Source organism: Allobosea sp. NPDC055594 (genome assembly GCF_053618995.1).
In genome coordinates this window covers 1-18,407 of record NZ_JBSHIO010000012.1, presented here as the reverse complement: position 1 = coordinate 18,407, position 18,407 = coordinate 1, and the positions used below count along the sequence as shown (strand labels likewise).

The following is an 18,407-nucleotide window of genomic DNA, read 5'->3' as shown; positions in this document are numbered from 1 at the left end:
GAGGTTCAGAACGCCTTGAAGGTGATGATGGTGTGGGTGTCGGCGATCTCGGGGATCGACTGCACCTTCTCGGCGACGAAATGGCCGATATCGACATCGGCGGCGACATGGAACTTGGCCAGGATGTCGTAATTGCCGGCGGTCGAGTAGATTTCCGAGGCGATCTCGCGGTCGGCGAGTTCGCTCGCGACCTCGTAGGTCTTGCCGAGCCTGCACTTGATCTCGACGAAGAAGGTCTGCATCGCGCTCTCCGGAACCCCTGTGCCCTGAATCGCTTCTGGATAGAGGCTTGCGCCGGAAGATCAAGCGCCGGCGAGGGCGGCGATGCGCCGGCACATGGCGCTGTCCGGATCGGGGAGGGTCGCCAGCACGGTGAAGTGATTGGCGCCCTCGATCTCCTCATAGCGCGTCCGGACGCCGCCGAGGCCCCAGACATCGGTGATGCGCCGGCTCTGCTTCAGATATTCCTCGCTCTCCGCCCCGCCGACCATGGCGTCCATGACCAGCCCGGCGGGCGCCGGCCAGAACAGCGGGCTTTCCAGCTCGGCCGCCTCCATCGTCAGGCCCAGTGCCTTGTTGAGGCTGGTTTCGGTCAGGGGCTTGAGATTGTAGAGGCCGGAAATGCCATAGGCGGCAGGGACCAGATGGTCCGGCAGTTCGGGGTCGACATTCTTCCAGTCGGTCGCGAGCAGGCAGGCCGAAAGCTGGCCGCCGGCGGAATGCCCGGCCGCCACCACGGGCAGGCCGAAGCGCCGCCAGAGCGCCGCCGCCGCCTGCTGCATTTCCCAGACGATATGGCCGATCTCGACCTGCGGGCAGAGGTCGTAGCCGGCGATGGCGACCGGCACGCCGAGCCGGTTCAGGCCGCGCGCCATATGCGAGAAATAGCTGGGATCGAGCGCCTGCCAGTAGCCGCCATGGATGAACAGCACGATGGCCCGGCTGTTGACCGTCTCCGGCTTGAACAGGTCGTAATATTGCCGCGGGCTCTCGCCATAGCCGACGCCGAGCTCCGAGACGGCCTCGCTGCGATAGGCGGCGGCATCGGCCGCCCAGCCGGCGATCAGCGCGGGATGCTCCGGCACGCGGGCGCGGTTGTTGTATTGCGTCTCGTAGTCCTGGGACATGGCGTTCCGGCTGATGGGAGATCCCTGCCTCGGCAGGCGTCCGCCACTCTGCGTCATGGTCTTTGACAGGTCGAGCGACAAACGCGACAAATCCGCCGCAGTTCCGCCGGAGGCTCTTATGGACAATCCCGTTCTCGCCGAGGTCACGCGTGGCGGCGTCGTCGAATCGCGCCATCGCGGCGCGGCGATCGTCATGGACGCCGACGGGGCCGTGGTGCTGACGCTCGGCGATGTCGAGCGCCCGGTTTTCCCGCGCTCGGCGGTCAAGGCGCTGCAGGCGCTGCCGTTGCTGGAGAGCGGTGCGGCCGACCGCTACGGCCTGACGCAGGCCGAGATCGCCCTCGCCGTTGCCTCGCATTCCGGCGAGGAGGCGCATGCGCAGACGGCGCTCGGCATGCTGCGCAAGGCCGGCCGGGAGGCAGGCTGCCTCGAATGCGGCGCGCATTGGCCGATGGGCGAGGCCGCTGCGCGCGCCCTCGCCAAGGCGGGCAGGGAGCCGACCGCGCTCAACAACAACTGCTCGGGCAAGCATGCCGGCTTCGTCTGCCTCTCCTGCGGTCTCGACGAGGACCCGGCCGGCTATGTGAAGCCGGGCCATGCGGTGCAGCAGGCGGTGCGCCGCGCGCTGGAGGAGACGACCGGCGCTGCCCACACCAGCGAACTCTCCGGCACCGATGGCTGCTCGATCCCGACCTATGCCGTGCCGCTGAAGGCGCTGGCGCTCGGCTTCGCCCGCTTCGGCACCGGTCACGGCTTCGGCCCGAGGCGCGCCGAGGCGGCACGGCGCATCCGCGAGGCGGTTGCCGCCAATCCCTTCATGGTCGCCGGCACCGGCCGCTTCGACACCCGCTTCATGGAGAAGTTCGGGGCGCGCGCCTTCATCAAGACCGGCGCCGAGGGCGTCTATTGCGGCTCGCTGCCGGAGCTGGGCTACGGCATCGCGCTGAAATGCGATGATGGCGCCGGCCGGGCCGCGGAGGTCGCGATGGCGGCGCTGATCGAGCGTCTCCTGCCGCTGGACGAGGATGGCAAGGCCGGCTTCGCCGGTTTCCGCGAAAGCTTACTGAAGAACTGGAACGGCATCGAGGTCGGCAGGATCCGGGCGGCGGCAAGCCTCGCCTGAGGCGCTTGACGGCCGCTGATAGCTGCGCGCAGGCTCGGCTGGCCCTGCCGGGTCCGCTCCATGCCGCAAGATCTCGACAAAGCCGACCGTTCCACCGCCGCCAATGGCGCGGGCCTGCTCGGCCGTGATCTGCTCGCCGGTCTGACGCTGGTGGCGATCACCATTCCCGAGCAGATGGCGACGGCACAGCTCGGAGGCTTCGCGCCGCAGCTCGGCTTCTTCGCCTTCGTCGCGGCGACGCTGGGCTTCGCAGCCTTCGGTGCCAGCCGCGTGCTGACGGCCGGCGCCGATTCGACCATTACGCCGATCTTCGTCAGCGGCCTCGCGGCGCTCGCCGCGAGCGGCGCCATTCCACCGGGCGCCGCCGCGCTCCTGGCATTGCTCGTCGGCATCGCCCTGCTGACCGCTGGCGGACTCAGGCTCGGCTGGATCGCCGATCTGCTTTCGGTGCCGGTTCTGACCGGCTTCCTCGCCGGCATCGCGGTCCACATCGCGGTCTCGCAGTTGCCGGGGCTGCTAGGCATTCCCGGCGGCGGACACCACATCGCCGGGCAGCTCCAGGCGATCTGGAGCCGGATCGGCGATGCCAGCCCGTTCGCCCTTGCCATCGGCCTGTTCACCCTGGCGACGATGAATTTGTGCGAGCGCCTGGCGCCGCGCCTGCCCGGCGCGCTGATCGCGCTGGCGGCCGCGACCGCCGCCGTCGTGCTTTTCGGACTGGCGGCACGCGGCGTCGCGGTCCTCGGTGTCCTGCCTTCGGGCTGGCCGGCGCTCGCCTGGCCGCACTTCGACTGGGCCGATTTGCGTGGTCTGGTGCCGCTGGCTCTTTTGCTCGCGCTGGTCGTGATGATGCAGACGGCGACGGTGAGCCGCTCCTTTCCCGACAGCGACGGCGCCGAGCCGCGGATCGACCGCGATTTCGTCGGCCTCGGCGCGGGCAATCTCCTCTCCGGCCTTGCCGGCGCCTTTCCGGTCAATGCCAGCCCGCCGCGCACGGCTGTGGTCGTCGAAAGCGGCGGCGTTTCGCAGCGCGCCGCGCTGCTGGCCGCCGCCATCGTGCTGGCGCTGGCGGTTGCCGGCGGCGCGCTGCTGGCGCAGGTGCCGGTCGCGGCCCTCGCCGGGGTGCTGCTCTTCATCGCCCAGCGCATCTTCCGTCTCCGGCAGATCCGCGCCATCGCCCGCCAATCGCCGGCGGAGTTCGCGCTCATCCTGCTGACGGCGGTGGCGATCATCTGGCTGCCGATCGAGACCGGCGTCGCCATCGGCATCGCGCTCTCGCTGCTGCACGGCGTCTGGATGACCACCCGGAGCCGGCCGCTGGAGCTCGGGCGGCTGCCCGGGACAACGATCTGGTGGCCGCCCGGTGACGGCTATGTGACGCAGAACGAGGAAGGCGTGCTGGTCGCGGCCTTCCAGGCGCCGTTGCTCTTCGCCAATGCCGAGAGCTTCAGGCACGGCATGATGGCGTTGATCGCGCAGCGACGGCCGGCGCTCTTGGTGCTCGAGGCCGGCGGGATCGCGGCGGTCGACTATACCGCGGCACAGGCGCTGCTCTCCCTGATACGGGAGTGCCGGGAAGGCGGAGCCGCCGTCGCCATTGCGCGGGTCGAGTCGGTGCGCGCGCTCGAGGCGTTGCGCCGCTTCGGCGTCATCGCCGAAATCGGGGAGGACCACCTGTTCCACAGCGTCGAGGAGGCGCTTCGGACCCTCGATCAGCACAGCGGCGGGAGGAGCTGATGAAGTTCGAGATCGAGCCCCAACTGATCGCGACGGCGATCACGGATCTGCGCCCGACCCAGATCACTGTCGGCATGCGTGAGGTCGAGGCCAAGCGTCTGCGCTGGCGCGAGGAGAGCGTGGACAGGGACGCGCTGTATCTGGGCGGGCACGCGGTTCCCGTCGTCCTGGGCCCGAAGCGGCGGCCCTATCTGGTCGACCACCATCATCTGGTGCTCGCCCTGCATCTCGAAGGTGAGCACCGTGTTCTGACGACGCAGCTCGCTGATCTGAGCCGGCTCGACAGGCAGGCCTTCTGGACCTTCCTCGACAATCGCGGCTGGATGCACCCCTTCGATGCCGATGGCCTGCGACGCGGCTACGGCCATATTCCGCGCAGCATTTCCGATCTGGTCGACGATCCCTATCGCTCGCTAGCCGGGGCGCTGCGGCTCGCCGGCGGCTATGCCAAGACCGAGATGCCGTTCGCTGAATTTCTCTGGGCCGATCACCTGCGTCGGCGGATCAAGCGCGCGACCGTGGAGGACGCATTCAGAAAGGCGCTGAAGCGGGCGCTGGTCGAAGCCAGGAAAAGCGATGCCGAGCACCTACCCGGCTGGTGCGGGCCGCAGGCTTAGCCGTCGCCTCAGCCCACCGCGTTGTTCTCGACCCTGACGCCGGCGGCGCGCTTGTCCTGCGCCTTCGTCAGGTCGCCGGTTACGGCCTTGCCATATTCGGTGCCGACGACAGCGCCGAGCGTCGCCTCGCTGATCACATTGTTGGCGATCAGTGCGGTGCGCTCCTTCGGCACCAGCGAGACCGAGATGCCGATGCCGGTCTTGCGCACCATGTTGCCGGTGGCGACGAGATTGCGCATGCCCCAGGACCAGCCGAGCGAGATACCGACATCGCTGGCGTTCTCGATGACGTTGCCGGTGACGCTGGCCTCGGCCTCGACATGCACGCCCATGCCGCCGATCAGCTCCTTGCCCTTCGGCGCGAGACCCTTCTGGGCATTGCGGACGATGTTGTTGGCGAAGACGGACAGGCGCCCGCCATGGTCGAGATTGGTGATGTTGGCGCCCTGGGCGCAGTCCTCGACGAGGTTGCCCGCGATGATCGCGCCCTCGAAGGCGAATTCCGAGTAGAGCCCGACCTCGCCGCAGCGCCTGCCCTGATTGCCGAGCATCTGCACGCCGGAACCGGAATTGTTGCGGATGAAGGTCAGCGCGCAATCGCGCAGCGTATTGCCTTCGATGATCACGCCGCCGGCCCGGAACAGGCTGATGCCGTTGCCGTTCGGGCCGTCGCCGCCGGCATCGTTGCGGATGCGGTTGACCCGGTTGCCGCGGATGAGGCTCTGCTCGTCGCCGGCCTGGCTGCGCCAGAGCTGGATGCCGTTGTTGCCGCAGTCCTCGACCGTGTTCGCCTCGATCGAAAGCCCGCGCGAATCCAGCGAGAACAGGGCGGAATCGCGCATGCTGCGGAAGCGGTTGCGCTCGATGCGGCCGCCCGTCCGGTTCAGCGTCAGGCCGACCGAGCCGGCATTGGCGAACTCGCAATCGGCAAGGCCGAGATCGGGCACTTCGTCCACCGCCATCAGCCCGTTGCGCTGGCCGATGCGGATGTCGAGCCCGTCGAGGAGGATGCCGGAAACCGCCGCCCGCTTGATCCGGCGCGCGACGAGCAGCGGGGCGGCCTGCGCCGCGATGAGCTGGGTGGCGCCGGGCACGCCGATCAGCCGCGCCCCTTCCGGCAGCACGACATTGGCGATGCGGTAGCGGCCGGGCGCGACGAGCAGCGGCGCATCGCGCTTGACCGCTTCGACGAGGGCATTCTGCAGGATGCGAGACTGATCGTCGGTCGAGCCCGGGCGCAGCCCGTATTGCGAGGCCTCGATGCCGAGCGCGCCGAGCGGCGTGGCGGAGGCGGCGCGCGGCGCCGGTTGTGCCAAAGCGGGAGCCGCCGCGCCAGCGACTGTGCCAAACAGGGCCGCTTGCAGCAGATTTCGGCGCGAAACCGTCATGAGACCCTCCATCGGCGCGGAGGGGTTCAAGCTGCGTGCCGCGTCAGCGGCTGCGCTGCCGGGCGTTCCGCTTGCCGGTGCCGGCGAGCGCGCGGCCGAGCTCCGCCAGCGCCGCGGCGAGCTGCGCAGGCCCCGGCCGGAACCGGGCGATCCGGCTCGCCGGTCTCGTCCCGGCACTGGGCCGCAGCCAGGGGACATGGATGAAGATCACCGGCACGCCGGCATCGCGGTCGGTGAGGGCGGCGGCGTAACAGGCGTCGCAGAGATAGCGCCCTGCGGTAGGCGAGAGCCTGGTCCTGACACCGGCCCGGCGCAGCGTTTCGAGTGCGGCGCCTGTGCTGGCTGAGCTGCGCAGCGGCAGGCCCCGCGCAGGGGCGGGCGCTGCCATCGGCGTCGCGCCGCGGGCATCGGCGTGCAGCCGGCTCGAGCGGCCGCGCGCGAACAGCTCGACGCGAACGAAGCGGGCGCGGGCGGCGAGGCCGAGCATCAGCACCGCGCGCGGACGGGTCTCGTCGAGATGCCGGCGCAGAGCCGGAAGGCCGCCCGAATAGCTGGTTTCCACAACCAGCGCTCTTGCGTCCATGCCGGCGCGGGCCAGCCGGCCCGCGACAGCCCGGGCGAGTGCCGCGGTCGGATTGACCCGGACATGGGGAAAGGGGCCGAAGCCGGTGACGAGCAGATCCATGCCCGTCGCCGCGGTCACAGGCCGAGCGCCCGGGCGATTTCGGCGGCAGCCAGCGTCGGCGGCATCTCGCCGCTCGCCACTGCGGCCTCGAGCTTCGGCGTGCGCGCCTTCAGCGCCGGATCGTGCCGCAGCCTGGCCTGGAGCCGGTCTTGGACCATCGCCCACATCCATTTCACATCCTGCTGGCGCCGCTTCTCGGCGATCAGGCCCTTGGCTGCCAGGCGGTCGCGGTGCTCCTCGATCTTCGCCCAGAGCTTCTCGAGCCCGTCTCCAGTCAGCCCGGAGATGGTCACGACCGGCGTCGACCAGAGCGCCGAGGCCGGTGCGAGGATGTGCAGCGCCGCCTTGTACTGAGCCGCTGCGGCCCGCGCCGCGGTGGCCCCGTCGCCGTCGGCCTTGTTGACCGCGATCATGTCGGCGAGCTCGATGATGCCCTTCTTGATGCCCTGCAATTCGTCGCCTGCATTGGGCAGCATCAGCACCAGGAAGAAGTCGGTGAGATCGGCGACCGCGGTCTCCGACTGGCCGACGCCGACGGTCTCGACCAGGATCACGTCGAAGCCGGCGGCCTCGCAGAGCAGCATGGTCTCGCGCGTCTTCGCGGCGACGCCGCCGAGCGTTCCGGACGAGGGCGAGGGCCGGATATAGGCGTTGGGGTCGACCGCGAGCCGGGCCATCCGCGTCTTGTCGCCGAGAATCGAGCCGCCGGTGCGGGTCGAGGACGGGTCGACCGCCAGCACGGCGACCTTGTGGCCGAGCCCGGTCAGATAGGAGCCGAGCGCATCGATCGTCGTCGACTTGCCGACGCCCGGTACGCCGGTGATGCCGACGCGGATGGCTTTGCCGGCATGCGGCAATAGCCTTTGCAGCAGGGCTTGCGCCGATTCGCGATGGTCGGCCCGGCGGCTTTCGGCCAGCGTGATGGCTCGCGCCAGCGCTGCCCGATCACCCGCCAGAATCGCATTGCCGAGCGCGTTCAGGTCGATCATGCCCTGCTGGTAGCAAGTGCATGGCCGCGGAGGAAGAGCGCGATTGTAAGGGGCCTGTGTCCTGGCGGCACTTGATCCGCCGGCGCCGCGGTGGGACGAGTCGCCGGTTGTTGGAGCGCCGCCTGTTGTCCCGGTTTCGGTTGATCCTGCTGGCCTTGCTGGCCCCTCTTGCGCTCGGCGCCTGCGGGGGCACGCCGCGTACCCTGGTCCTGGCCGACACGGCGCAGGGCGACACCGTCGCCAGCTTCCCGATTTTCGTCGCGACGACGCGCGCGCCGGCCGAGGAGCCGAGTTATTTTACCGGCGAGCGGGCCGCGACGCTGTCCTTCGCCCGGCTCGACATGACGGTGCCGCGGGCCCACAAGACCGGTGAGCTCGAATTGCCGGCCGTCGGTGCGAAGGCCGATCCCTCGCTGCATTTCGCCGTCAGCAAGGTCACGTCGCTGGAACGCGCCCCGATCACCGCGCAGGTCCGCGCCGAACTCGCCAGACGCAAACCGGTCGACCGCGACGTGCTCGTCTTCGTCCATGGCTACAACACCAATTTCGCCGACGCCTCCTATCGCTTCGCCCAGATCGTCCATGATGCCGGCTTCAAGGGCGTGGCCGTGCTGTTCACCTGGCCTTCGCGCGGGCAATTGCTGCAATATCCCTATGATCGCGAGAGCGCCTTCTATTCGCGGGATTTCCTCGAGGCGGCCCTGCGGGGCATCTCGCGCGAGCTCGGGGCGAGCCGGATCGACATCCTCGCTCATTCCATGGGCACGCTGGTGACGCTGGAGGCGTTGCGGCAGGCGGCTATCCGCGGTGACGGCAATTTCGGCGGCAAGCTGCGCAACGTCATGCTCGCGGCGCCCGATATCGATCTCGACGTGTTCAAGACGCAGCTCAGGGAGATCAAGCGCGAGATCACCGTGTTCGTCTCCGCCGACGACCGCGCGCTCGCCTTCTCGCGACGCTTCGCCGGCGACAAGACGCGGCTCGGCGCCATCTCCGCCAAGGATACCGAGATCGTCGCTGATCTCGCCCGCAACGGCGCCCATATCATCGATCTCTCCGACATCTCGACGAGCGACCAGCTCAACCACGGCAAATTCGCCTCCTCGCCCAAGGTGGTGCAATTGATCGGCCGCCGCCTCCAGGCCGACCGGGGCATAGCGATCGCCGGTCCCGGCTTCGGCGACAGGCTCGGCGACATCGCCGGTGGCGTGGTCGGCACCTTCGGCTCGACCGTCGAATTGGTGGTGACGGCGCCGGCAGCGATCGCCGGCCGCTGAGCGGTCGTCGCTGCGCCGCATTCTGGCCGCGTTGATTTGGCTTAAGGCCTTCGCGGCCGGATGGCGCGCGCTCCCCAGTTCCCGGATTCCAGCCATGTCAGCCTCGCGGCCTGCCGTGTCCCGTCGTTCCTTCCTTCTCGTTCCGCTGCTCGGGCCGGCGCTCGCCGCCTGCGTCCCGAGCGAGGCGATGGTCTCGCCGTTCACCGGACCAGCCGATGCTTCGGCCTTCGGCAAGGAGCCGCAACTGCTCGTCGCCACGACCCGCAAGCCGACGGGCGACCGGCCGCCCTATTTCGGTTCGGATCGCGGCAGCGGGCTGACCTTCGCCGAGGCGCGCCTGGCGGCGCCGGGCCGTGGCGTCGCGGCGCAGGTGAGTTCCGTCGTCAGCGGCGACTGGGCGGTGCTCGGCGTCCAGCGTCGCAATTCGGGCGACGCGGCGCGGGTCTTCGCCGAGGCCGCCAATGGCCGCGACGTGCTGCTTTATGTCCATGGCTACAACGAGACCTTCGAATCGTCGGCTCGCAGCGCCGGCCAGCTCTCGCATGCGCTCGCCTTCGATGGCCGGACCGCGCTCTTCACCTGGCCCTCCGGCGGCGGGCTGCTCGCCTATGGCTATGACCGCGAGAGCGCGCTCTGGTCGCGCGACGGCTTCGTCCAGACGTTGAAGGCGCTGGTCGCCAACCCGATCGCCGGTCGTGTCCACATCGTCGCCCATTCGATGGGGACCTTCCTGGCTCTGGAAGGCCTGCGCGAACTGCGCGACCTGCCGGGCTTCACCGACAGGATCGGCTCCGTCGTCTTCGCTTCACCCGATGTCGATATCGATGCCTTCGAGCAGACGGTGTCGAAGCTCGGACCGATCGCCAGGCGCATGACCGTGATCATCGACCCCGGCGACAGGGCGCTGGCCGTCTCCTCGCGTATCGCCGGCGGCGTCGCCCGGGCTGGCGCTGCCGATCGCGAGCGTCTCGAAGGGCTGGGGGTGCGCGTCGCCGATACGGCCGGGCGCGGCTGGAGCATGCTGCGCCATGACCTTTTCCTCTCGGACAGCGAGGTCACGCAGGTGGTGAGGCGCGCGATCGACCGCGCCGGCGGCTGAGGCTCACAGCGGCGGCAGCCCGACCCGCTTCTTGATCGTCGCCAGAGCGAAGTTCGACTCGACCGACTGGATGCATTTCAGTCGCGTGACCTTGAGCTTGAGAAAGCGCTCATAGCCCTCGATGCCGTCGGTCAGCACGCGCAGCAGATAATCCTGCGATCCCGTCATCAGATAGCATTCGGCGACTTCCGGCCAGGTTTCGACGGCCTTCTCGAACTCGGCGATGTGCTCCTGAGTCTGCTGGCTGAGGCGCACCGAGACGAAGACGCTGAAGGGCAGGCCATAGGCCTTGGGGTCGACGATCGCCGAATAGCCCTTGATCACGCCGCTCTCTTCCAGCCGCTTCAGCCGGCGCAGGCAGGGCGTCGGCGACAGCCCGACCTTCTGCGAGAGATCGTGATTGGTGATGCGGCCATCCTCCTGCAGCAGGGCGAGCATGCGGCGGTCGGTGCTGTCGAGCATGATCTGCTCCATCTCCAGAAAGATTGAGCGGAATCTTGCTCAAGCGATCCTTAGAATGTCGATGATCATTCATGCAATGGCGCCCGGATCGTCATAGGCTGGGGCCACGAAAGCGGTGCGGTGCACCGGCAACGGAGGCGGATCATGAGCCAGGACGACTATCACAAGGACCGGATCGCCAATCGCAAGCTTCACCCCGAAACCCTGATGATGGGCTTCGGCTACTCGCCGGCGATGTCCGAGGGCTCGCTCAAGCCGCCGGTCTTCCTGACCTCGACCTTCGTTTTCGAGAACGCTCAGCAGGGCAAGGATTTCTTCGACCTGACCGCCGGCCGCCGCCAGCTCAAGCCGGGCGAGAAGTCGGGCCTGGTCTATTCGCGCTTCAACCATCCGAACATGGAGATCCTGGAGGACCGTCTGGCGATCTGGGACGAGGCCGAGAAATGCGCGGTCTTCGCCAGCGGCATGGCGGCGATCGCCACCACCTGCTTCGCCTTCCTGCGGCCGGGCGACACCATCCTCCACAGCCGCCCGCTCTATGGCGGCACCGAGACCCTGCTGAAGAACCAGATGGGCGCTTTCGGCGTCACGCCTTTCGGCTTCACCGACGGCATCGACGTTGCCCAGATGCGCAAGGTCGCGCAGAACGCCGCCGCCAAGGGCCGGGTCGCGATGATCCTGGTCGAGACGCCGGCCAATCCGACCAACGGCCTCGTCGATCTCTCGGCCTGCAAGGCGATCGCCGACGAACTGGAGAAGAGCCAGGGCCATCGCCCGCCGGTCGTGGTCGACAACACCATGCTCGGGCCGATCTTCCAGAAGCCGCTGCAGCACGGCGCCGATCTCTCCCTGCTCTCGCTGACGAAATATGTCGGCGGCCACAGTGATCTCGTTGGCGGTTCGATCAGCGGCTCGGAAGCCCTGGTGCGGCAGGTCAAGGCCTGGCGCGGCTCGCTCGGCACGCAGCTCGATCCGAACTCGTGCTGGATGCTGATGCGCTCGCTGGAGACGCTCGACATCCGCATGCAGCGGGCCAATGAGAACGGCCGCAAGGTCGCGGAGTACCTGCTGAACCACCCGAAGATCGCCAAGGTGCATTATCTCGGCAATCTCAGGGATGGCGATCCGCGCAAGGCGGTTTTCGACCGGCAGTGCAGCCAGCCCGGCTCGACCTTCGCCTTCGATGTGAAGGGCGGCGAGAAGGAGGCCTTCGCGGTCCTCGACAATCTCCAGATCATGAAGCTCGCGGTCAGCCTCGGCGGCACGGAGACGCTGGTCTCGCACCCCGCCGCGATGACCCATTCCGGCGTCGCTCGCGAACTGCGCGAGGAGATCGGCCTGACCGATGCGCTGATCCGGATCTCGGTCGGCATCGAGAACATCGAGGACCTGATCTCCGATCTGGCGCAGGCGCTGGAAGCTGCGTGAGGCAAGGTGGGCGCCGCGCTGTCGTCGCGGCGCTGGCCGCGACCTTGTCCGGTGGCCCGGCGCTGGCCGAGCCGCAGCAGGAGAGCGTGGCGCAGACCATCTGCCGCCTGATCGAGGGAGCGGCAAAGCAGCATGAGCTGCCGGTCGCCTTCTTCACCCGGCTGATCTGGCGCGAGAGCAGCTTCCGCCCTCATGTCACTAGCCCGGCCGGGGCGCAGGGCATCGCCCAGTTCATGCCGGGAACCGCGAACGAACGCGGCCTTGCCGATCCTTTCGACCCTGAGGCGGCGATCCCGCATTCGGCCGCCTTCCTGGCGGCGCTGAAGGGGCAGTTCGGCAATCTCGGCCTCGCCGCCGCCGCTTATAATGGCGGTCCCAACCGGCTCGCCCGCTGGGTCGCGCGCGGCGGTTCGCTGCCCTATGAGACGCAGGCCTATGTCCGCTTCATCACCGGCCGTTCGGTCGAGGAATGGCGCCTCGGCCTCGGCGAATCACCTCCGCCGGCGACGACGCAGGAAACCGACTGCCTGACCGCCGTCGCCTCGATCCGGACGACCGCCCCGGCCGTGCTGATCGAGGGCGCCTATGGCCCGTTCGGTGTCCAGCTTGCTGGAAATCCTTCGAAAGCCCGCGCCATCGCCTCCTATCAGCGCGTCGCCGCCCGCTTCGCCGCATTGCTCGCCGGCAAGCCCACCATGGTTCTGGGCTCGGCGGTGCCGGGCCGGGGCAGGGCGCGCTATTACCGGGTCCGGCTGCCGGCGCAGAGCCTGCGCGAGGCCACCGTGACCTGCAACCGCCTGCGGCAGGCCGGCGGGGCCTGCCTCGTGCTGCGGAATTGAGCGAGCCGGCTCAAAGCCCTCGTCCTGAGGAGCGGACGAAGTCCGCGTCTCCGAGGATGTTCCAGCTGCACCCGAAGATTTTTGGACCATCCTTCGAGACGCCGCTCCGCGGCTCCTCAGGATGAGGGTTCGGACAGGCAGGGGAATTCAAATTCCCACGCGCCCCCAGCCAGGCAGCTTCAGCGCCGGCTGGCGCAAATCGAGGCCGGCGACGAGACCGAGCAGGTTGATCTCAATGCCCTCGACCCAGCCTAGCGAGATGCCGGCGAGCCCGTAGAGCGAGGCCTGTATCCCGGTGCGGCTCGGCGTCAGGCCGGCGTAGAGGCCGCTTTCGCGCCAGTCCTTGCCGATTGCGGTCGGCGGCAGGGCACGGCCGAGCTCCGGGACCTCAGCCAGCACATGCTGGACGAAGCTGTTCGAGTTCGGTCCCGGCCAGGCGGCGTAGGTGCCGTATTCGCTGTAGCCATAGCTCTTCACGGCCTCGCGGATGCGCGGGATCAGCACCGCCGCCGCATCGCCCTTTACTTCGGCGACGAGTTCCGGCGCATTGCCGAACCAGCGTCCGTCGGCCTCGCGATGGTTGACGCGCACCGGATTGCCCCAGCCGACCACGTCGAAGCGGGTATAGGCCTTGGCGCCGGCCTCCTTCACCACCACCCAGGAATGATGCGCGAAGACGCCACGCCAGCGGCCGACCCGTGCCGCGAAGACGTGGATGGTCGCCTCGGATTCGGTCGCGGCGGCGGGCAGCAGGGAAGCGCTCGACCAGTCGGCACGGCGCCAGTCGGCGGCCAGGGGCTTCCAGGACCACCAGGCTGCATGAGTGGCGAGCGGCAGCAGGAAGAGCACGCAAAAGAGGAGGAGCAAGCGTCGTGTCATGTGGCAGTAGGAAATAGGGCCGAGCCTGCGCCTCGCAAGCTGTGGTCACCGCTTCAAGATCACGAAATCGAGGTTGAGCGTTTTCGACAAGCTGATAGCTTGCCGCCGCTAGCGCAGCATGTCCGTGAGGAGGGGCAGATTGAGTGAATTGACGTCGGTTCTGAAAAGCATCGCGACCGGAGCGGCCCTCGGCCTCGCCCTTCTCGCGGGAACCCCGGCCCAGGCGCAGGACAAGGAACTGCGCATCTTCAACTGGTCCGACTACGTCAATCCGGAGGTGCTCGACGCCTTCAAGAAAGAGACCGGAATCACGGTCGTCTACGACACGTTCGACCAGATGGAGACGGTCGAGACCAAGCTGCTCGCCGGCAAGACCGGCTATGATCTCGTCGTCGTCACCGCATCCTTCCTGCCGCGGCATATCCCGCTCGGCCTCTACACGCCGGTCGACGCCGCCAAGGTGCCGAACCTCAAAAATGCCTGGCCGGAAATCCAGCAGCGGCTCGCAAAATACGATCCCGGCAACAAATACGCCGTGAACTACATGTGGGGCACGACCGGGATCGGCTACAACGTCGCCAAGATCAAGGAACGGCTCGGCCCCGATGCGGTGATCGATTCCTGGAGCATCCTGTTCGACGCCGAGAAGCTGAAGAAGCTCTCCAATTGCGGCGTCCACGTGCTCGACGCGGTCGAGGAGATGTTCCCGGCGGCGCTGCGCTATCTCGGGCTCGATCCCGACTCCAAGAAGGAAGCCGACCTCAACAAGGCCGGTGAATTGCTGCGCAAGATGCGCCCGCATATCCAGAAATTCCACTCGTCGGAATATATCAACGCGCTCGCTAATGGTGATATCTGCCTGGCCGTCGGCTATTCCGGCGACATCCTGCAGGCGAAGAAGCGCGCCGAGGAAGCCAAGAACAAGGTCGAGATCGCATATTCGATCCCGAAGGAAGGCGCGCTGATGTGGTTCGACTCCTTCGTGATCCCGAAGGACGCCGCCAATCAGGACGCGGCGCTGAAGTTCATCGACTTCGTCAACCGTCCGGAAATGGCGGCGAAGAACTCGGATTTCATCCAGTATGCCAATGGCAACATCGCCTCAAAGCCGATGCTCTCGGCCGAGGTGCGTGACAATCCCGGCATCTATCCGAGCGATGCCGTGATGGCTCGCCTCTATACGATCACCCCTTACGACCAGAAGACGCAACGGGTGGTCAATCGCCTCTGGACCCGCGTCAAGAGCGGGCGGTGAACGCGTCCTCCGACGCAGCGACGCGGCGCTCCTCCCCGGGTAGCGTCCGTCGCGACTTCCAGCCTTGGAACGACCCGGCGGCGAAGCCGCTGGTCGAGTTCCGCAATGTCACCAAGCGCTTCGGCAAGGTGACGGCGGTCGATGCGCTCTCGCTTTCGATCCATGCGCGCGAGTTCTTCGCGCTGCTCGGGCCGTCCGGCTGCGGCAAGACCACGCTGATGCGCATGCTCGCCGGCTTCGAGCAGCCTGACGAGGGCGAGATCCTGCTCGACGGCGTCGATATCACCACTGTGCCGCCCCATCAGCGGCCGGTGAACATGATGTTCCAGTCCTATGCGCTGTTCCCGCATCTCTCCGTCGGTGACAACATCGCCTATGGGTTGAAGCGCGAGGGACTGCCCAAGGCGCAGGTCCGCGAGCGGGTCGACGCGATGCTGAAGCGCGTCAGGCTGAACGGTTTCGAGGGCAGGCGGCCGGACCAGCTCTCGGGCGGCCAGCGCCAGCGCGTCGCGCTCGCCCGTGCGCTGGTCAAGCAGCCCAAGCTGCTGCTGCTCGACGAGCCGCTGGGCGCGCTCGACAAGAAGCTGCGCGAGGCGACGCAATACGAGCTGATGGACCTCCAGACCGATCTCGGTCTGACCTTCATGGTGGTGACGCACGACCAGGACGAGGCCATGACCATGGCCGACCGCATGGCCGTGATGGACCAGGGCCGGCTGCTCCAGATCGCGCCGCCCGATTTGATCTACGAGGCGCCGGCCAATCGCTTCGTCGCCGAGTTCGTCGGCGACATCAACCTGATCGAGGGCAAGGTCACTGCGGTCGAGGGCGATCTCGTCACGTTGGAAAACCAGCATGTTGGCGTGATCGAGCTCGACGAGGATGCCCCCTCCTGCCAGCCGGGCGATGCGCTCGCCATCGGCCTGCGGCCCGAGAAAATCGGGCTCAGCCATGACGAGCCGCGGCAGGCGGTGAACAAGGTCGCCGGCGAGATCTGGGACATCGGCTATCTCGGCGACATGACCATGATCCAGGTCATGGTCGGCGGCGACGAGGGCAAATTGCTCAAGGTCTCGCTGACCAACCGCACGCGGCGCATCGAGCGCCCCTTCGCCTGGGAAGACCGGGTCTGGCTGTCCTGGGATATCGAAGCCGGCTTGGTGCTGGCATCGTGAGCGGCGCGGTTCCCCGAGCCGCCGGCGGGCGCGGGCTGCTCGTCGCCGCGATACCCTATCTCTGGCTGCTCGCCTTCTTCCTGGCGCCCTTCCTCATCGTGCTGCGGATCGCGCTCTCGGACGCGGCGACCGACCAGCCGCCCTATGCGCCGCATTTTCTCGGCTTCGACGCGCTCGGTGAGTTCTTCGCCGGGCTCGATTTCGAGAATTTTCGTCTGCTCGGCGAGGATGCGCTCTATTGGCAGAGCTATCTCTCCTCGCTGCGCATCGCCGGCCTGACCACGCTGATCGCGCTCGCGCTCGGCTATCCCCTGGCCTATGCGATGGCGATGGCGCCGAAGCGCTGGCAGGGCATCCTGCTCCTGCTCGTCATCCTGCCGTTCTGGACCTCCTTCCTGATCCGCGTCTACGCCTGGATCGGCATATTGCGGCCGGAGGGGCTGCTCGACATGGCGCTGGGCTGGCTCGGGCTGGCGAGCGAACCGCTGCGCCTGCTCAACACCGACACTGCCGTGCTGATCGGCATGGTCTATTCCTACCTGCCCTTCATGGTTCTGCCGCTCTACACCACCTTGCAGAAGCTCGACGGCACGCTGGTCGAGGCCGCCGCCGATCTCGGCGCGACGCCGCTGACCAGCTTCCGCACGGTGACCCTGCCGCTCTCCCTGCCGGGTATCCTCGCCGGCTCGGCCCTGGTCTTCATCCCGGCGATCGGCGAGTTCGTCATCCCCGACCTGCTCGGCGGGCCGGACACGCTGATGGTCGGCAAGGTGCTCTGGAGCGAGTTCTTCTCCAATCGCGACTGGCCGCTGGCCTCGGCGGTGGCGATCGTCCTGCTGATCGTGCTGGTGCTGCCGCTCGTGCTGCTGCAGCGGGCGGGGAGGGCGGCGCGATGAGGCGGTTCGGCAGCTTCCACCTCGCCGCGCTCGTCCTCGGCTTCGCCTTCCTCTACCTGCCGATCGTCGCGCTGATCGCCTATTCCTTCAACGCCTCGCGGCTGGTCACGGTCTGGGGCGGCTTCTCGACGCATTGGTATGTCGCGCTCTTCAACAACCAGCCGCTGCTCGATGCCGCCTGGCTGACGATCCGCGTCGCGCTGGTCTCGGCGACGCTGGCGGCCGGGCTCGGCACGCTCGCCGCGCTGGCGCTCGTCCGCTATCGCAGCTTCGCCGGCCGCACCCTGTTCTCCGGTATGGTGCTGGCGCCGCTGGTCATGCCGGAGGTGATCACCGGCCTGTCGCTGCTGCTGCTCTTCGTCGCCGGCGATGTCGAGCGCGGTTACTGGACCGTGGTCATCGCCCACGCGACCTTCAGCCTCGGCTTCGCCTGCATCGTGGTGCAGGCGCGGCTCGCCGGCTTCGACCGCTCGCTGGAGGAGGCGGCGCGCGATCTCGGCGCGACGCCGCTGACGACCTTCTTCACGGTAACGCTGCCCTTGATCTGGCCGGCCGTGCTCGCCGCCTGGATGCTCGCCTTCACGCTCTCGCTCGACGATCTCGTGATCGCGAGCTTCACCAGCGGGCCGGGCGCGACGACCTTGCCGATGCGGCTCTATTCGGCGATCCGCCTCGGCGTCTCGCCGGAGATCAACGCCGCCTGCACGATCCTGATCGGAGCCGTGGCCGTCACGGTGATCGCCGCCTCGCTGCTGCTCAAGCGCGAGGCGCTGGCCGGCGAGAAGGGTTGAACGGCAGGTGAATGCCGGCCTCAAGGCCGGTTCAGGGCAGGGCTGCGAAGGTCCGGGGCATGGACGGGGAGCGACCCCGGCCACAGCACAGGACAGGAACCATGTTCCGCAAGCTCGCTACCGCCGGTCTCGCTGCCCTCGCCCTCGGTGCCGGGGGGCTCGCCATGCTGAGCCTTGTAGGCAGCGGCGAAGCTCAGGCCTATGACCGCTATGAGCGTCAATATGAACGCCGCGCCTATGGCTGGCGCCCGGCGCCGCCGGTCTTCCACGGCTATTGGGGCCAGCGTCGCTGGCAGCGCTGGAACGAGGAACGACGCGACGATGCCTACGGCTATGGCCGCCGCTACGGCGACCGCGACTGGCGCTAGCGTTCCTTCGCTTTCGCGGCCCCACCGCGTCATCCTGGACCAGCCGCGAGAGCGGCTTAGCTCCGGGATCCATCGTAGGGCTCCAGCAGTCTTCGTTGGATCCCGGAACGAACTTCGCTCGCCCAGGATGACGGTAAGTGGCTGAGGGGAGCTGGCGGGTTTGCGCCGGCTCCCCGGCTGCTTACTCCGCGGCTGATTTCTGGGTGTATCCGAGTTTCTGGTTGAGTTCCTCGAGGAGCTTTTCGGCGGCGTCGGCGATGACGGTTCCGGGC

The 18,407-nt window shown here is 67.9% G+C and carries 19 protein-coding genes; 12 read left to right on the top strand and 7 right to left on the bottom strand.

The features are described 5' to 3' along the window. Positions 1-5 precede the first annotated feature (5 nt). Entirely contained in the window at positions 6-242 is a 237-nt protein-coding gene (locus ACWGRX_RS20855; RefSeq protein ID WP_291641903.1) for an Lrp/AsnC ligand binding domain-containing protein, read from the bottom strand. 60 nt (positions 243-302) lie between these two features. Continuing rightward, positions 303-1,127, bottom strand: a complete 825-nt coding sequence (locus ACWGRX_RS20850; protein WP_452119099.1) for an alpha/beta hydrolase — start codon at positions 1,125-1,127, stop codon at positions 303-305. Positions 1,128-1,245: 118 nt separating this feature from the next. Between ACWGRX_RS20850 and ACWGRX_RS20845 the strand changes: the two genes are divergently transcribed. From ACWGRX_RS20845 to ACWGRX_RS20835, 3 genes are read left to right on the top strand one after another with little or no spacing between them, the layout of a single operon-like run. Then, positions 1,246-2,250: an asparaginase gene (locus ACWGRX_RS20845; RefSeq protein ID WP_452119098.1), complete on the top strand. Its 1,005-nt coding sequence runs from the start codon at positions 1,246-1,248 to the stop codon at positions 2,248-2,250. Positions 2,251-2,310: 60 nt separating this feature from the next. Further along, positions 2,311-3,987: a SulP family inorganic anion transporter gene (locus tag ACWGRX_RS20840; RefSeq protein ID WP_452119097.1), complete on the top strand. Its 1,677-nt coding sequence runs from the start codon at positions 2,311-2,313 to the stop codon at positions 3,985-3,987. Further along, entirely contained in the window at positions 3,987-4,604 is a 618-nt protein-coding gene (locus ACWGRX_RS20835; protein ID WP_452119096.1) for a ParB-like protein, read from the top strand. The genes ACWGRX_RS20840 and ACWGRX_RS20835 overlap by 1 nt, the downstream gene beginning before the upstream one ends. 8 nt (positions 4,605-4,612) lie before the next feature. Here the strand turns inward: ACWGRX_RS20835 and ACWGRX_RS20830 are convergent, their stop codons facing one another. The 3 genes from ACWGRX_RS20830 to meaB are packed head-to-tail and all read right to left on the bottom strand — an operon-like array spanning position 4,613 to position 7,666. Beyond that, on the bottom strand, positions 4,613-5,992 hold the full coding sequence (locus ACWGRX_RS20830; protein WP_452119095.1) for a TIGR03808 family TAT-translocated repetitive protein: 1,380 nt from the start codon (positions 5,990-5,992) through the stop codon (positions 4,613-4,615). A 43-nt stretch (positions 5,993-6,035) separates the two neighbouring features. Continuing rightward, positions 6,036-6,677, bottom strand: a complete 642-nt coding sequence (locus ACWGRX_RS20825) for a pyroglutamyl-peptidase I family protein (RefSeq protein ID WP_452119094.1) — start codon at positions 6,675-6,677, stop codon at positions 6,036-6,038. 14 nt (positions 6,678-6,691) lie between these two features. Beyond that, positions 6,692-7,666, bottom strand: coding sequence for a methylmalonyl Co-A mutase-associated GTPase MeaB (gene meaB / locus ACWGRX_RS20820; protein WP_452119093.1), 975 nt, complete (start codon positions 7,664-7,666; stop codon positions 6,692-6,694). A gap of 125 nt (positions 7,667-7,791) precedes the next feature. On the opposite strand from meaB, the gene ACWGRX_RS20815 reads away from it, so the two are divergent. Both ACWGRX_RS20815 and ACWGRX_RS20810 read left to right on the top strand, forming a co-directional pair. Continuing rightward, positions 7,792-8,943 (top strand): alpha/beta hydrolase, encoded by a 1,152-nt coding sequence (locus ACWGRX_RS20815; RefSeq protein WP_452119092.1) that lies wholly within the window; start codon positions 7,792-7,794, stop codon positions 8,941-8,943. 94 nt (positions 8,944-9,037) lie between these two features. Then, the gene (locus tag ACWGRX_RS20810; protein ID WP_452119091.1) at positions 9,038-10,042 is read left to right on the top strand and encodes an alpha/beta hydrolase; all 1,005 of its coding nucleotides are present in this window, start codon (positions 9,038-9,040) and stop codon (positions 10,040-10,042) included. A 3-nt stretch (positions 10,043-10,045) separates the two neighbouring features. On the opposite strand, the gene ACWGRX_RS20805 is transcribed toward ACWGRX_RS20810, so the two are convergent. Beyond that, positions 10,046-10,516: an Lrp/AsnC family transcriptional regulator gene (locus ACWGRX_RS20805; protein WP_291641924.1), complete on the bottom strand. Its 471-nt coding sequence runs from the start codon at positions 10,514-10,516 to the stop codon at positions 10,046-10,048. A gap of 132 nt (positions 10,517-10,648) precedes the next feature. Between ACWGRX_RS20805 and ACWGRX_RS20800 the strand changes: the two genes are divergently transcribed. Together ACWGRX_RS20800 and ACWGRX_RS20795 are read left to right on the top strand one after the other, a co-directional pair. After that, the gene (locus tag ACWGRX_RS20800; RefSeq protein WP_452119090.1) at positions 10,649-11,932 is read left to right on the top strand and encodes a cystathionine gamma-synthase family protein; all 1,284 of its coding nucleotides are present in this window, start codon (positions 10,649-10,651) and stop codon (positions 11,930-11,932) included. After that, positions 11,929-12,771 carry a lytic transglycosylase domain-containing protein gene (locus tag ACWGRX_RS20795; RefSeq protein ID WP_452119089.1) on the top strand — a complete coding sequence of 281 codons (843 nt, stop codon included), beginning with the start codon at positions 11,929-11,931 and terminating at the stop codon, positions 12,769-12,771. Before ACWGRX_RS20800 ends, ACWGRX_RS20795 begins: the two co-directional genes overlap by 4 nt. A 147-nt stretch (positions 12,772-12,918) precedes the next feature. On the opposite strand, the gene ACWGRX_RS20790 is transcribed toward ACWGRX_RS20795, so the two are convergent. Continuing rightward, positions 12,919-13,638, bottom strand: coding sequence for a DUF3750 domain-containing protein (locus ACWGRX_RS20790; RefSeq protein WP_452119088.1), 720 nt, complete (start codon positions 13,636-13,638; stop codon positions 12,919-12,921). A gap of 130 nt (positions 13,639-13,768) precedes the next feature. Between ACWGRX_RS20790 and ACWGRX_RS20785 the strand changes: the two genes are divergently transcribed. The 5 genes from ACWGRX_RS20785 to ACWGRX_RS20765 all read left to right on the top strand — a co-directional run bounded on the left by ACWGRX_RS20785 (position 13,769) and on the right by ACWGRX_RS20765 (position 18,135). Then, on the top strand, positions 13,769-14,905 hold the full coding sequence (locus tag ACWGRX_RS20785) for a polyamine ABC transporter substrate-binding protein (protein ID WP_452119087.1): 1,137 nt from the start codon (positions 13,769-13,771) through the stop codon (positions 14,903-14,905). Beyond that, the gene (locus ACWGRX_RS20780; RefSeq protein ID WP_452119086.1) at positions 14,902-16,080 is read left to right on the top strand and encodes an ABC transporter ATP-binding protein; all 1,179 of its coding nucleotides are present in this window, start codon (positions 14,902-14,904) and stop codon (positions 16,078-16,080) included. The genes ACWGRX_RS20785 and ACWGRX_RS20780 overlap by 4 nt, the downstream gene beginning before the upstream one ends. Continuing rightward, a complete protein-coding gene (locus ACWGRX_RS20775) occupies positions 16,077-16,976 on the top strand; it encodes an ABC transporter permease (protein ID WP_452119085.1) in 900 nt (299 codons plus the stop codon). The genes ACWGRX_RS20780 and ACWGRX_RS20775 overlap by 4 nt, the downstream gene beginning before the upstream one ends. Continuing rightward, positions 16,973-17,767, top strand: a complete 795-nt coding sequence (locus ACWGRX_RS20770; protein WP_291641936.1) for an ABC transporter permease — start codon at positions 16,973-16,975, stop codon at positions 17,765-17,767. Before ACWGRX_RS20775 ends, ACWGRX_RS20770 begins: the two co-directional genes overlap by 4 nt. Positions 17,768-17,868: 101 nt before the next feature. Then, entirely contained in the window at positions 17,869-18,135 is a 267-nt protein-coding gene (locus ACWGRX_RS20765; protein WP_452119084.1) for a hypothetical protein, read from the top strand. The last annotated feature ends 272 nt before the right edge of the window (positions 18,136-18,407 follow it).